Source organism: Mesorhizobium sp. WSM4847 (assembly GCF_055811335.1).
This window is the reverse complement of record NZ_JBVVPY010000022.1, coordinates 59708-73604: the sequence shown is the minus strand read 5'-3', so window position 1 is coordinate 73604 and position 13897 is coordinate 59708. Positions and strand designations below refer to the sequence as shown.

Sequence of the window (13897 nt, the reverse complement as noted above, 5' to 3'; positions counted from 1 at the left end):
CTTTCGTCACCCCCGCTGAGCGGCCTGCTCATCGCGTTGGCGCTGGACCGCGCGCCGCTTGTTGGCGAGCGAAGCGATGATGACGCCAACCGCCACAACCGCGATCAGGATGGTGCAGGCGGCGTTGATCTCCGGCGTCACACCGAGACGAACCTGGCTGTAGATCTTCATCGGCAGCGTGGTGGCGCCAGGCCCTGAAGTGAAGCTGGCAATGACCAGATCGTCGAGCGACAGTGTGAACGCCAGCATCCAGCCGGACACGATCGCCGGCATGATGACCGGCAGCGTGATCTGGAAGAAGGTCTTCACCGGCGGCGCGCCAAGATCCATCGCGGCTTCTTCCAGCGAGCGGTCGAACGTGATCAGGCGCGACTGCACGACGACGGCGACGAAGCACATGGTCAGGGTGATGTGGGCAAGCGTGACGGTGACAAAACCGCGGTCGAGACCGACGGCGACAAAGAGCAGCAGCAGCGACAGGCCGGTAATGACTTCCGGCATGACCAGCGGCGCAAAGACCATGCCGGAAAACAGTGTCCGGCCCTTGAAGCGTGTGTAGCGCGTCAAGGTGAGAGCCGCCAGCGTGCCGAGCACGGTCGCCACGGTGGCCGAGATGACGGCGACGCGGGCCGTTACCCAGGTGGCGTCCATGAGGCCCTGGTTGTGGAACAGCGAGACGTACCATTTGGTCGAGAAGCCGCCCCAGACGGTGACCAGTTTCGATTCGTTGAATGAGAAGACGACGAGCAGGACGATCGGCAGGTAAAGAAATGCAAAGCCGAGCACGATCGAAGTGATGTTGAAGCGGCTCCAGGTCGGGTTCATCTGTCCTGCTCCTGGGCGCGGGCCTGGGCCCGCTGGAAGAGCATGATCGGCACGATCAGCAGCAACAGCAGGATGACGGCGACGGCCGAAGACACCGGCCAGTCGCGATTGGCGAAGAACTCGTTCCACAGCGTCTTGCCGATCATCAGCGTCTGTGAGCCGCCGAGCAGGTCGGGAATGACGAACTCGCCGACCGCGGGGATGAACACCAGCAGGCAGCCGGCGATGACGCCGGGCAGCGACAGCGGAAAGGTGATCTTCCAGAAGGCACTGGTCGGTGGGCAGCCGAGATCCTTGGCTGCCTCGATCAGCGAATAATCCATCTTTTCCAGCGACGAATAGAGCGGCAGCACCATGAACGGCAGGTAGGAATAGACGATGCCGATGAAGATCGCCGTATAGGTGTTGAGGATGATCAGCGGCTGGCTGATGACGCCGGTGGCGAGCAGCAGCTGATTGAGCAGCCCCTCAGGCTTGAGGATGCCGATCCAGGCGTAGACCCGGATCAGGAACGAGGTCCAGAACGGCAGGATCACCAGCATCAGCAAAGTCGGGCGCAGCATCGCCGGGGCGCGCGCCATGCCGTAGGCGATCGGGTAGCCGACAAGCAATGTCAGCACCGTCGAGATGGCGGCGACGATGACGCTGGTCACATAGGCGTTGACGTAGAGCGCGTCCTGGGTCAGCCACGTGTAGTTGTCGATGCTGAGCTCATTCAGCTGGGCGAAGAAAACGGCAAGGCCGTCGCCGAAGCCGAGCACCGGCGTGTAGGGCGGTATGGCGATCGCGGTCTGCGACAGCGAGATCTTGAAGACGATGACGAACGGAATGAGGAAGAAGAAGACCAGCCAGAGATACGGAATGAGGATGACAAGACGGCCAACGAAGGCCTCTCCCGTTCTGGCCAGGGCGGATTTTCCGGCAGCGGTGGCTCGAGAGCTTGTTGCGGCGGTGACAGCGGCATTCGACATGGCCGCCCCCCTATCGCGTCAGCACGACGCCGGCATCCGGCCGGAAAGACACCCAGGCACGGTCGTTCCAACTCAGCGGATCCTCGGTGATGCGGGCCGCGTTCATCGTGCTCGCTCGCACCACCTGGCCATCGTCCAGCCTGACGTGATAGACGGTCATGTCGCCGAGATAGGCGATATCGTAGACCTCACCCTCGATGGCGTTGACGGCGCCGGCCGGTCTCGTCGACGATATCTTTATCTTCTCCGGCCTGATGGCGAAGGCGACGGCCGCGCCAGTTGCGGCATCGCCGGCATTCTCGGTCCGGATGGTGATGCCGTTGCCGGCATCGATGCTTGCAGCACCCGCCTCGCCATGCGCAATCTTGCCTTCGAACATGTTGACGTTGCCGACAAAGCCGGCGACGAAACGGGAACCCGGCGCCTCGTATACTTCGGCCGGCGTTGCCACCTGCATCACCTCGCCCTTGTCGATGATGGCGATGCGGTCGGCCATGGTCATCGCCTCTTCCTGGTCGTGGGTGACGACAACGAAGGTGAGGCCGAGTGACTGCTGCAGATCCATCAGCTCGAACTGTGTTTCCTCGCGCAGCTTCTTGTCCAGCGCGCCCAGCGGCTCGTCGAGCAGCAGCACTTTCGGCCGCTTGGCGACCGAACGGGCAAGCGCGACGCGCTGGCGCTGGCCGCCGGACAATTGGTGCGGCTTGCGCTTGGCGAACTGCTCGAGCTTGACCAGCTTCAGCATCTCTCCAACGCGCGCCGCGATCCCGGGCTTCGGCATGCCGTCCTGCTTGAGGCCGAAGGCGATGTTGTTTTCGACCGTCATATGCGGGAACAGCGCATAGGACTGGAACATCATGTTGACCGGCCGCCGGTACGGCGGGATGCCGTGCAGATCCTGGCCGTCAAGCAGGATGCGGCCGGCGGTCGGCTCCTCGAAGCCGGCGAGCATCCGCAAAAGCGTCGATTTTCCACAGCCCGACGCTCCGAGCAGGGCAAAGAACTCGCGCTCGAAGATCGTCAGCGACAAATTGTTGACGGCGGTGAAGTCACCAAACTTCTTGGTCACTTTGTCGAACTGGATATATGGCTTGGCGTTAGGATCGTTCCACGGCGCGAAATCCCTGCGGATGCTGCCAAGCGATTTCATGTCCACTCCGTCCTGCGTTCTATCCCCAAAAGGACTTGACCCCGGCAGCACCTGCCGGGGTCGTTGATGTCGCTTACTGCCCGGTGACGATCCTGGTCCAGGTGCGGGTGACGACGCGCTGGGTCTTGGAATCGTAGGGAGCGATGGTGAACAACTTCGCCAGCGTCGCCTCGTCCGGGTAGATCGCCGGATCCTCAAGTATCTCCTTGTTGATGAACTGCTGCGACGCCTTGTTGCCGTTGGCGTAGAAGACGTAGTTGCTCGCCTTGGCGATGACTTCCGGCTTCATTATGTAGTTCAGGAATTCATGAGCTTCGGCGAGATGCGGCGCGTCGGCCGGGATCGCCATCTGGTCGAACCACATTTCGGCGCCTTCCTTCGGCACGGAATAGGCGATCTCAACGCCCTGGTTTGCTTCCGTCGCACGGTCGCGCGCCTGGAACACGTCGCCCGACCAGCCGACGGCCAGGCAGATGTCGCCATTGGCCAGCGCGTTGATATATTCCGACGAGTGGAACTTGCGGATGTAAGGCCTGATCTTCAGCATCACTTCTTCGGCCTTGGCGAAATCGTCCAGCGACGTGGTCTCAGGATCGATGCCCAGATATTTGAACGCGTTCGGCAGGATGTCGCTCGGAGAATCGAGGACATAGACGCCGCAATCCTTCAGCTTGGCCAGCTTTTCCGGGTTGAAGAACACGTCCCAGCTGTCGATCTTGTCGGTGCCGAGCGCTTCCTGCGCTTTCTTGACGTTATAGCCGAGGCCGACCGTGCCCCACATGTAGTTGATCGAATATTCGTTGCCGGGATCGTACTTGGTCGTGCGCTCCGAAACGACGTCCCACATGTTGGAAATGTTGGGCAGCTTCGACTTGTCGAGCTTCTGGAACACCCCTGCCTGGATCTGGCGTGCGAGGAAATTGGCGGTCGGCACGACAACGTCGTAGCCGCTGCCGCCGGCAAGCAGTTTCGTCTCAAGCAGCTCGTTGGAATCGAACGTGTCGTAGGTGACCTTGATGCCCGTTTCCTTGGTGAAGTCTTCGATGATCGAGCTGTCGATGTAATCCGACCAGTTATAGACGTTGACGACGCGGTCCTGGGCAGGAGCGCCGAGGGTGAAAAGCGCCAGAAATGCCGAGGTCGCCGAAAGCCAGAATGCTTTGCGGATCATGCGTCTCTCCTTTGATGAGTGTTCCATCGCCAGCACGTCGCGGGGCTGCGCGGCTGGGCGTTTGCTTCAGATTATTGAGCTTTCCGACAAGCGACAAGCGCGAACCGCCAACGCGACAGCAGTTCGATGCGCAACGGCCGAGCCCCCGGTTCCTTTGTCGTGATCCAGGTGGCATGCCGGCGCCGTCAAAGGCTCTCGCCACGGCGCGGGCAGGGATACGACGATGTTGTCCGGTCTCGGTCGGGCCGGAGGGGAGACTTGGCAAGATGAGCCTGTCTTGTTGTTGCCGTATTTGCAGCCTGCCCGCGCGGCCGCGCCATTGTCAATGGCTCATCTCGCTTTGGCGCGTGCGCTGCATCAATTAGGCGACGGCATGCCGGTGACACCCGGCCGCACGGGTCGCGCCTGACGCTTGAATTCGAGCCCGATATGGACCAGCAGCGCCGTGACCACGACCGTGCCGCCAAGGATGGTGCGTCCCGACGGCACCTCGGAATGGATGAGCCAGACCCAGATCGGGCCGAGGATCGGCTCGAAAGTGCCGAGCAGTGCTGCGACAGCAGCCGGAACGAGCCGGGCGCCGGTGGCGAAAAAGGCAAGGCCGAGACCGAGATTGACCACGCCGAATGCAAACAGGAAACCCATGTCGCTGCTGGAAACGCCGAATTGCGATGCCTGCGACGCCGCGAATGCGGCGGCAATCATCGTGCCGAGGCAGGTCGCCGGCGTCATGCGCACATGGGCAAAGCGTCGCGTGATGACCGTGGCGATCGAAAACATCACGGCGATAAGCAGCGCCAGGCCGTCACCCATGGGCGACACCGCGCCATCGAGCGATTCCGATACCATGATGGCAACGCCGGCAATGACGGCGGCAATCGCCACCCAGGTCGCCAACGCCACCCGTTCGCGAAACAGCACCCAGGCAAACAGCGCCGCCAGGAGCGGCACGCCGGCCTGCATCAAAAGGATGTTGGCGACAGTGGTGTAGGCAAGCGCCACGACGAATGAGGTCGATGCGGTGGCGAAGCAGAACGCCACGGCAAGGCCGGGCAGGCCCATGCCGCGGAACAACCTCACCGTGCCGTGCCAGCCGTCGCGCCAGACCATGAAGCAGATCAGGAAGGCGGCGGCCCAGACCGAGCGCCAGAACACCACCGTCCAGCTGTCTCCGGCGTCGATGAAACGGGCGATGGCGCCACCGAAACTCCACATCAGCGCCGACAGGAAAATCAGCAGGAAGCCGACACGCTCGTCACGCGGCGAGACGACAGGCGAAACGGCTAACGGTGATGATGATATATCGCTCATGATTGCGACTGTCGGCGATTTCGAGGCAACACGATGCACAGCGGACGACAGAAACGTGCCACATTCGCCTAGCGCAAAGGCAGCGGCGGAGCGTGGTCCACCGGGCAGCGATGGTTGTGGCAAAGACGGCAGTCGCCTGCCGGGACCTCACTGGAAATCGAAGGCGCTTAGTCCGGTCACCATCTCGTCGAGGCCGAGCGGGCGCGTCACCGGCGGCTCGGCGCGCGCGAGGCAGCCGATGCGTTCGCACAGCCGGCAAGCCGGGCCAACCGGCGTGGCCGGACTTGTGCCCTGTCCGGCTTTTCCGGCCGCAGCGGCAGCCGGCCCCGGCAGTGCCGCGCCGTAGACGATCTCGTCACGAAAGCCGATGTCGCAGCCGAGCAGAAGTGCGGTACGGCGCGGGCGCTCCGCAAACGAGCCTTGCGGCCCCTCGAGCGTGCGGGCGACGCAGAGGAATTCGGCGCCGTCGGGCATTTCCACCGCCTCGACGAAGATCTGGCCGGGCTGGGTAAAGGCGGCATGCACGGGAAGCTTTGGACAGCCGCCGCCGAAGCGGCTCTGCGGAAAACCCTGGCTGCCAGCCTTGCGGAAGCGGTTGCCGGCGTTGTCGACCTCGAGCATGAAGAAGGGCACGCCCGGCGTGCCCGGCCGCTGCAGCGTGGTCAACCGGTTCGCCGCCTGCTCGAAGGAGACGCCGAAGCGCGAGCGCAGCACGTCGATGTCGTAACGCGCGCGTGTGGCGGCTGCGTGAAAGGATTGATAGGGCATCATCAGCGCGTGGGCAGCGTAGCGGCCAAGCTCGAAGCGGGCGAGCCGGCGGGCCTCATCCGTGGTCAGCTTCAGCGCCTGGATCTCGCTTGCCACGGCGACCGTCATGCGGATCAGGCAGGCCTCCATCGCCACCTCGCGCAACTGGTCGAACGGCGACAGGCGCTCGGACAGGAACAGACGCTGCGAATGGCGGTCGTAGCGGCGGCGCCAGTTCGGCATGGTGGCGACCGGCAGCACCTTGACGACGATGCCGTATTCGCGCTTCAGCCAGGCCTTCAGCGCAGCGAGCAGGTCGTCGCCGGGATCGAGCACCGAAATGAATGCCTCGGCCTCCTCTTCCAGCGCGGCAAAATGGTTCGGACGGCGCTCGAAAATCTCGTGCACCTCGTCGATCGGCAGGCGGGCGCCGGACAGCGCCGTCGCTTTGCCCTCACGCGCCAGGAGTTCGTTGAGGTCGGAAAGGCGCTCGGCCTGCTCGCGATAAGCGCGAAACAGTTTTATCACCGCGGCGGAAGCGTTGGGCGCCGCCTCGGCAAGCTCGATCAGCTCCTGGTCGCCAGGCAATTCGCCGACCAGCAGCGGATCTGAAAACACTTCCTTCAAGGCGGTGACCGACCCCCTCGCCTCGCCCTGCAATTCATGCGGGTCGACCTTGTAGACAGATGCCAGCTTGAGGATCAGCTGAACCGTCAGCGGCCGCTGGTTGCGCTCGATGAGATTGAGGTAGGACGGCGAGATGCCAAGACCTTCGGCCATCGCCGTCTGGGTCAGGCCCTTGGCGCTGCGGATGCGGCGGATGCGCGGCCCGGCGAAGATCTTTTGATCGGCCACTCGGCTGTCCTTGACAGAATTTACATGACTCCCGCGCGGCGCTGCCATGCCGGCCTTTTACAATCATGACAGACTTACAGCGCCTGACTGTCAAACGCAACACAGGTTTTCCCTTATTTTCCAGCCAATCCTCTGGTTTTCCTCGCCTGGCCCGCGCCAAAATGTAAATGCTGTCATACCAAAACGGCGCAGAAATTTTCATGAGGCGGCGTTTCTATCCCAACAACGATCTGTCGGAGCGACCAATGACTGATTTTTACAACCTCGTCCCCTCGGCGCCGGAAGGCCGCTTCGACGGCATCGAGCGGCCCTACTCGCCGGACGATGTGAAGCGGCTGCGCGGTTCGGTCCAGATCCGGCAGAGCCTCGCCGAAATGGGCGCCAACCGGCTCTGGAAGCTCGTCCACGAAGAAGACTTCGTCAACGCGCTTGGCGCCATGTCGGGCAACCAGGCGATGCAGCAGGTCCGGGCCGGGCTGAAGGCGATCTACCTGTCCGGATGGCAGGTCGCGGCCGACGCCAACACCGCATCCGCCATGTATCCGGACCAGTCGCTTTATCCCGCCAATGCGGCGCCCGAACTGGTCAAGCGCATCAACCGCACCCTGCAGCGCGCCGACCAGATCGAGACCTCCGAAGGCAAGGGGCTTTCGGTCGACACCTGGTTCGCGCCTGTTGTCGCCGATGCGGAAGCCGGCTTCGGCGGACCGCTCAACGCCTTCGAGATCATGAAGGCCTTCATCGAGGCGGGTGCCGCCGGCGTCCACTACGAGGACCAACTGGCGTCGGAGAAGAAGTGCGGCCATCTCGGCGGCAAGGTGCTGATCCCGACCGCCGCACACATCCGCAACCTCAACGCCGCGCGGCTTGCCGCCGACGTCATGGGCACGCCGACGCTGGTCGTCGCGCGCACCGACGCGGAAGCGGCAAAGCTGCTCACCTCCGACATCGACGAGCGCGACCAGCCCTTCGTCGACTATGGCGCCGGCCGTACGGTGGAGGGCTTCTATCAAGTCAGGAACGGCATCGAGCCCTGCATCGCACGGGCCGTCGCCTACGCGCCCCACGCCGACCTGATCTGGTGCGAAACCTCCAAGCCCGATCTGGCGCAGGCCAAAAAGTTCGCCGAGGGCGTGCACAGGCACCATCCTGGCAAGCTTCTCGCCTATAATTGCTCGCCGTCGTTCAACTGGAAGAAGAACCTCGACGATGCCACCATCGCCAGGTTCCAGAACGAACTCGGCGCCATGGGCTACAAGTTCCAGTTCATCACGCTGGCCGGTTTTCACCAGCTCAATTTCGGCATGTTCGAACTCGCCCGCGGCTACAAGGCGCGTCAGATGGCGGCTTATTCCGAACTGCAGGAGGCTGAATTCGCGGCGGAAGCCCACGGCTACACCGCGACCAAGCACCAGCGCGAAGTCGGCACCGGCTATTTCGACGCCGTGTCGATGGCGATCACCGGTGGCCGGTCTTCGACCACGGCCATGCATGAATCGACCGAGCACGCCCAGTTCAAACCGGCGGCGGAATAGCACGAACGCAACAAAATAGAGGCAACGCCCCAAAAGGGGTAAAAAATACGCAAGGAGAAGACCAATGGCATCGATAAGCCGCGTCAAGGAACGGGCCGAAGAACAGGCCACCACCATGACCGTCGACCAGCAGGCGACCATCCGCATGCTGGCCAACGACCTGCACAGGCTCAACCAGTCGGTGATGAAGGCGGTCGAGGCCGGTGTGTCGGTAGAACTCGTGCGCTCGGCACGACACCATGGCGGCGACGGCAACTGGGGCGACCTGCTGATCCCGGTCATCGTCACGCAGCGGAGCGTCGGCTGATCGAAATCCGACGAAATCCTGCTGGCGGATCCGGCATCACCTGCGCAGTTCTCTGCGCAGGTGATTTGCACTTGCACAACCAGTTTGCATGCACGGCAAGAAAAGAACTTGCTTTAAATTTTAAGCTTTCTTGCGATGTTCTCGACGCCGGTCATTTCAGCTTGACATAGGCAGCGATCTCACGGCAATTGTTCCCAAGGTACAACCCTGCATTGAAACCAACGAGTGCCCGCCCTGCTCATGCACCCCTTGATTCGCACTGTGGACCAGCTGAGTTTGATGAGCCGGAATGTGGACCCCGAAATGCTCACCGACTTCACCCGCGTGCTCGTCGTCGGAAAATCGCCGGTCAACCGGGTGGTGGTGTCCAAAATCGTCGAACGGTCCGGGCTCAAACCGATCTCGGAATCGCCCGAAACGGCAGCAACGACGCTGCGCTCGCTCATTCCCGGAGCTGTCGTTCTCGATGGCGGAGCCGACAACAAGGATTGCGACGCACTGATGTCGCGTATCGACGCGCTTCGACGCATCTCGGGCAGATCGCGTCCCTCGGTGATCCTGCTCTCGACCAAAAGCGGCACACCGGAGAGCCTCGGCCTGTCGAGCGTCGTCGATGCGGTGGTCGTCAAGCCGATCACGACCGAACGGCTGCAGCCGGTGATCGACCATTTGATCGGGCTCGGACGCAGCTAGCCGGCGTGCTATCCGGCTCCCTTCCTCGCTTCTTGCGATCGGATCTGGATATCTTGTGTCAGTGTGTGACCGCCTGACAGCGAACCCAGTCCGATGTCCTTTTGCAATTGCGACGCATCTGGGATAGCACCTTCGAACAAATCCGCAGGCATGTTCCGACTTCGCGACATGGCTGTCGATATTGGCGGATCATGACATGTCCTCAGAACAGACCATCGCCGCGCTTTGCAGGGAACTCGGACTGCGCATCACCGGTCCGCGCCGCGTCATCATGCGCGTTCTATCCGAATCCAGCGACCATCCGGATGTGGTGGAACTCCATCGCCGTGTTGTCGCCATCGAGCCGACGATCGCGCTCGCCACTGTCTATCGCACCGTCAGCCTTCTGCGCGAAAAGGGCATTCTGGAGCGGCACACCTTTGGCGATCGGCGCGCCAGATACGAAACCGTCCCCCGCGAGCATCACGATCATCTCATCAACATCGAGACGGGAGATGTCACCGAGTTCCAGTCGGCGGAGATCGAGCGGCTCCAGGAGGAAATCGCTCGACAGCACGGATTCACGATCATCAGCCACAGACTGGAGATCTACGTGAAGCCGATCCAGAAACAGCGTCGCTCTCGTCAAACCAGAGAATGACCGCCAGTTTCTAGCCCTCCTCGCCGAGCTCCATTCGGCCCGCCTTGAGTGTGGTGACGACGAAGGCAGCAATGAAGGCGGCAGACAGCATGAGAACGATGGTCGGCGCCGGTGCGCTGTCGATGAAGAAGGACAGATAGACGCCGAGAAACGATGCGGCGACCGCGATCGCCACCGACAGGATCAGCATGGCGCTGAACTTCCTTGTCAGCAGGAAGGCGATGGCGCCCGGCGCGATCAGCATGGCGATGGCCATGATGATGCCGACCGCCTTCAGCGCGCCGACGATGGTGAGCGAGATCAGGCAAAGCAGGCCGTAATGGAGCAGGTTGACCCGAAGACCGACCGCGCGCGCCTGAGCCGGGTCGAAGGCGTGCAGCAGGAAGTCGCGCCATTTGATGCCGATGATGCCGGCCGTGATCGCAGCAATGAGCCCCGTTTCGACGATGTCGCGCAGGCCGATGCCCAGAACGTCGCCGAACAATATGTGGTCGAGATGCACGTCGGACTGGATTTTTACGTAGAGCACCAGGCCGAGGCCGAACATGCCGGAGAAGACGATGCCCATGACCGTGTCCTGCTTGATGCGGCTGTTGTCCTTGAGGAAGCCGGTGGCGAGAGCGCAGACCATCCCGGCGGCGAAGGCGCCGATCGAATAGGGGAATCCGAGGATGTAAGCGATGACCACGCCGGGAAAGACGGCGTGGCTGATGGCGTCGCCCATCAGCGACCAGCCCTTGAGAACGAGAAAGCAGGAGAGCAGCGCCGTCGGCACGGCGACCAGAACCGAAGCAATCAGCGCATTGACCATGAAGCCGAACTGGAAGGGAGCAAGCAGTGTATCGAGGACGCTCACAGGCTGGCCTCCAAGGCCCGCGCCGAGCGGCGGCGGGCTGCCAGCATTCCATGCTTGGGAGCGAAGAAGAAGGCGGCGAGAAAGATCAGCGTCTGCAGCACGACGATGATGCCGCCGGTGGCGCCGTCGAGGAAATAACTGACATAGGCGCCGGTGAAACTCGTCGCCGCGCCGATGACGACCGCGATGACGAGCAGGCGCGGAAACCGGTCCGTCAGAAGATAGGCGGTCGCGCCGGGGGTCACCACCATGCAGATGACCAGGAAGGCGCCGACGGTCTGAAGCGCGGCGACCGTGGAGGCCGATAGCAGCATGAAGAACATGATCTTGAGCGCGCTCGGGTTGAGGCCGATCGAGCGGGCATGGCTCTCGTCGAAGAAGACCACCATCAGATCCTTCCATTTCACCAGCAGAACGGCGAGCGAGACGAAGCCTATGATGGCGAGCTGAAGCGTGTCTTCCGGAGTGATGGCCAGAATGTTGCCGAGCACGATCGTCTGGATATTCACCGAGGTCGGCGACAGCGACACCATGAACAAGCCGAGGCCGAAGAAGGAGGAGAAGATCAGGCCGATGATGGCGTCTTCCTTCAGCTTGGTGCGCTGGTTGAGGAAGAGCATCGCCGCGGCGGCGAGCCCGCCGGAGAAGAAGGCGCCGATCGAGAAGGGAAGGCCCAGCATATAGGCGCCGGCGACGCCCGGCACGATCGAATGCGAGAGCGCGTCACCGATCAGCGACCAGCCTTTCAGCATCAGATAGCAGGACAGGAAGGCGCAGACACCGCCGACCAGGGCGGACACCCACATCGCATTGAGCATATATTCGTAGCCGAACGGCTCGAGCAGGACACTCATTCGTCCGGTTCCCGCATCTTGTGCTGCATGGCGCCGTTCTCTCCGTAGAAGACCAGTGGCCGCTCGTCGTCGGTGATGACGGCAAGGCGGCGCCTGTCGTCATCCTCATGCAGCCCGGCGCCGCCCAGCACGAAATGACGCAAGACGCCGCCGAAAGCCTTTTCCAGGTTCGCCTGCGTGAAGGTCTGGCCTGTCGGCCCGTAGGCAAGGACCGTGTTCCGGAGCAGCACGGCACGGTCGCAGAACTCCGGCACGCTACCCAGATTATGCGTCGAGACCAGCATCACCCGGCCTTCGTCCCGGAGCGCGCGCAGCAGTTCGATGATAGCGTCCTCGGTCCTGACGTCGACGCCGGTGAAGGGCTCGTCGAGCAGGATGACGCGCCCGTCCTGCGCCAGCGCCCGAGCGAGAAAGACGCGCTTCTTCTGCCCGCCCGAAAGCTCGCCGATCTGGCGCTTGCGGAAATCGCTCATGCCGACACGCGCAAGCGCTGATGTAACCGCCTCGCGATCAGCGGCCTTCGGAATGCGCATCATGCCCATATGGCCGTAACGCCCCATCATGACGACGTCCTCGACCAGTACTGGAAAGTCCCAGTCGACCTCCTCGGCCTGCGGCACATAGGCGACGACGTTCTTCCTCAGCGCGGCCGCGGCCGGCCGTCCGAGAACAAGAATCTCTCCCTTTGCCAGCCGCACGAAGCCCATGATGGCTTTGAACAGCGTCGACTTGCCCGAGCCGTTGACACCGACAAGTGCCGTGATCGTGCCTGTCGGAATTTCAAAGCTCGCATCGCGCAGCGCCGTGAGGCCGTTGCGGTAGGTGACGGTCGCGCCGCGCACGGCGAGACCGCCTCCCGCATCCTCGGACGCGGCGGCAAGAGGCGGAACGGCTTCGTTCATTGCGACAGCCCTGCGGCGAGGCCTTTCTGAATTGTATCCGATGTCACACGCAGCAGGTCGATATAGGTCGGCACCGGGCCGTCCGCCTCGCTGAGGGAATCGACGTAGAGCACGCCGCCGTAATGGACCCCCGTCTCGCGCGCGACCTGCCGGGCCGGCTTGTCCGACACCGTGCTTTCGCTGAAGACGGCGACGATCTTGTTGTCCCTGACGGCGTCGATCACCTTGCGAACCTGCTGCGGGGTGCCTTGCTGGTCAGCGTTGATCGGCCACAAATAAAGCTCCTTCAGCGCGAAATCGCGTGCGAGGTACGAGAAAGCGCCTTCGCTCGACACCAGCCAGCGCCTGTCCTGCGGGATCGAGGCAAGCTTATCGCGGATCGGCGCGACGGACGCCTCTATCTTTGCCTTATAGGCTTCTGCATTGGCCTTGTAGGTCTCGGCATGCGCCGGATCGTGCTCGACGAAGGCGTCGCGGATGTTGTCGACGTAGATCAGCGCGTTTGTCGGCGACATCCAGGCATGCGGATTCGGTTTTCCGGTATAGGGTCCCTCGTCGATGCTCATCGGTTGGACGCCCTCGGAGACGATGGCGCCGGGCACGTCACTGAGGTTCTGGAAGAATTTTTCGAACCAGAGTTCGAGGTTGAGCCCGTTCCACAGAATGAGCTTTGCGCCCTGCGCCCGCTGAATGTCGCCCGGCGTCGGCGCGTAATTGTGGATCTCCGCCCCCGGTTTGGTGATCGATTCCACGACTGCTGCGTCGCCCGCCACGTTCTTCGCCATGTCGGCGATGACGGTGAAGGTCGTCACGGCCTTGAATTTTTCCTGCGCTTTCGCTGGGCTTGAAGCCACTGCCGCAGCGAAAACCGCAGCCATCAACCCGACGGCAACCCATCGCCCGTATCTCTCGATCATCAAAATCTCCTGTCGCGATTACTCGCATGCCCGCGGGCGCTGTGACGCCGCGCTTGTCGCATATTCTGCAATTGCGACTGATTTGCAAGTGAAAACGATTTTACGGCATCGATTGTACAAGAGCCGCGCGATGGAGGGCCGCGGACGGAGGGTCAGCGACAGC

General features: G+C 62.4%; 14 protein-coding genes. 4 read left to right on the top strand and 10 right to left on the bottom strand.

The genetic code is table 11. The features are described from left to right. Nucleotides 1-6: 6 nt before the first annotated feature. The 6 genes from AC0L28_RS26765 to AC0L28_RS26740 all read right to left on the bottom strand — a co-directional run bounded on the left by AC0L28_RS26765 (nucleotide 7) and on the right by AC0L28_RS26740 (nucleotide 7030). Nucleotides 7-825, bottom strand: coding sequence for an ABC transporter permease (locus tag AC0L28_RS26765; protein ID WP_023800320.1), 819 nt, complete (start codon nucleotides 823-825; stop codon nucleotides 7-9). Next, nucleotides 822-1796, bottom strand: coding sequence for an ABC transporter permease subunit (locus AC0L28_RS26760; protein ID WP_023800319.1), 975 nt, complete (start codon nucleotides 1794-1796; stop codon nucleotides 822-824). Before AC0L28_RS26760 ends, AC0L28_RS26765 begins: the two co-directional genes overlap by 4 nt. 10 nt (nucleotides 1797-1806) lie before the next feature. Then, a complete protein-coding gene (locus AC0L28_RS26755) occupies nucleotides 1807-2946 on the bottom strand; it encodes an ABC transporter ATP-binding protein (protein WP_023800318.1) in 1140 nt (379 codons plus the stop codon). A 73-nt stretch (nucleotides 2947-3019) separates the two neighbouring features. Beyond that, nucleotides 3020-4117, bottom strand: a complete 1098-nt coding sequence (locus AC0L28_RS26750; protein ID WP_473481240.1) for a polyamine ABC transporter substrate-binding protein — start codon at nucleotides 4115-4117, stop codon at nucleotides 3020-3022. Nucleotides 4118-4474: 357 nt separating this feature from the next. Further along, nucleotides 4475-5428: a DMT family transporter gene (locus AC0L28_RS26745; protein ID WP_473481238.1), complete on the bottom strand. Its 954-nt coding sequence runs from the start codon at nucleotides 5426-5428 to the stop codon at nucleotides 4475-4477. A gap of 147 nt (nucleotides 5429-5575) precedes the next feature. Further along, a complete protein-coding gene (locus AC0L28_RS26740; protein WP_023800315.1) occupies nucleotides 5576-7030 on the bottom strand; it encodes a helix-turn-helix domain-containing protein in 1455 nt (484 codons plus the stop codon). A gap of 245 nt (nucleotides 7031-7275) precedes the next feature. Between AC0L28_RS26740 and aceA the strand changes: the two genes are divergently transcribed. The 4 genes from aceA (at nucleotide 7276) to AC0L28_RS26720 (ending at nucleotide 10205) form a co-directional block, all read left to right on the top strand. Beyond that, nucleotides 7276-8565 (top strand): isocitrate lyase, encoded by a 1290-nt coding sequence (gene aceA / locus AC0L28_RS26735; protein ID WP_473481236.1) that lies wholly within the window; start codon nucleotides 7276-7278, stop codon nucleotides 8563-8565. Nucleotides 8566-8629: 64 nt separating this feature from the next. Beyond that, entirely contained in the window at nucleotides 8630-8872 is a 243-nt protein-coding gene (locus AC0L28_RS26730) for an SMc00767 family acetate metabolism repressor (RefSeq protein ID WP_027156310.1), read from the top strand. A gap of 279 nt (nucleotides 8873-9151) precedes the next feature. Continuing rightward, entirely contained in the window at nucleotides 9152-9565 is a 414-nt protein-coding gene (locus AC0L28_RS26725) for an ANTAR domain-containing protein (RefSeq protein WP_236473010.1), read from the top strand. A 196-nt stretch (nucleotides 9566-9761) separates the two neighbouring features. Further along, complete coding sequence (locus AC0L28_RS26720) at nucleotides 9762-10205, top strand: Fur family transcriptional regulator (protein WP_473481233.1); 444 nt, start codon at nucleotides 9762-9764, stop codon at nucleotides 10203-10205. 10 nt (nucleotides 10206-10215) lie between these two features. Here the strand turns inward: AC0L28_RS26720 and AC0L28_RS26715 are convergent, their stop codons facing one another. The 4 genes from AC0L28_RS26715 to AC0L28_RS26700 are packed head-to-tail and all read right to left on the bottom strand — an operon-like array spanning nucleotide 10216 to nucleotide 13695. Next, entirely contained in the window at nucleotides 10216-11061 is an 846-nt protein-coding gene (locus tag AC0L28_RS26715; RefSeq protein WP_287377864.1) for a metal ABC transporter permease, read from the bottom strand. Beyond that, nucleotides 11058-11915, bottom strand: a complete 858-nt coding sequence (gene sitC, locus AC0L28_RS26710) for an iron/manganese ABC transporter permease subunit SitC (RefSeq protein WP_077379653.1) — start codon at nucleotides 11913-11915, stop codon at nucleotides 11058-11060. The genes AC0L28_RS26715 and sitC overlap by 4 nt, the downstream gene beginning before the upstream one ends. Beyond that, complete coding sequence (locus AC0L28_RS26705; RefSeq protein ID WP_027156305.1) at nucleotides 11912-12817, bottom strand: manganese/iron ABC transporter ATP-binding protein; 906 nt, start codon at nucleotides 12815-12817, stop codon at nucleotides 11912-11914. Before AC0L28_RS26705 ends, sitC begins: the two co-directional genes overlap by 4 nt. After that, on the bottom strand, nucleotides 12814-13695 hold the full coding sequence (locus AC0L28_RS26700; RefSeq protein WP_473481276.1) for a metal ABC transporter substrate-binding protein: 882 nt from the start codon (nucleotides 13693-13695) through the stop codon (nucleotides 12814-12816). The genes AC0L28_RS26705 and AC0L28_RS26700 overlap by 4 nt, the downstream gene beginning before the upstream one ends. Nucleotides 13696-13897 lie beyond the last annotated feature (202 nt).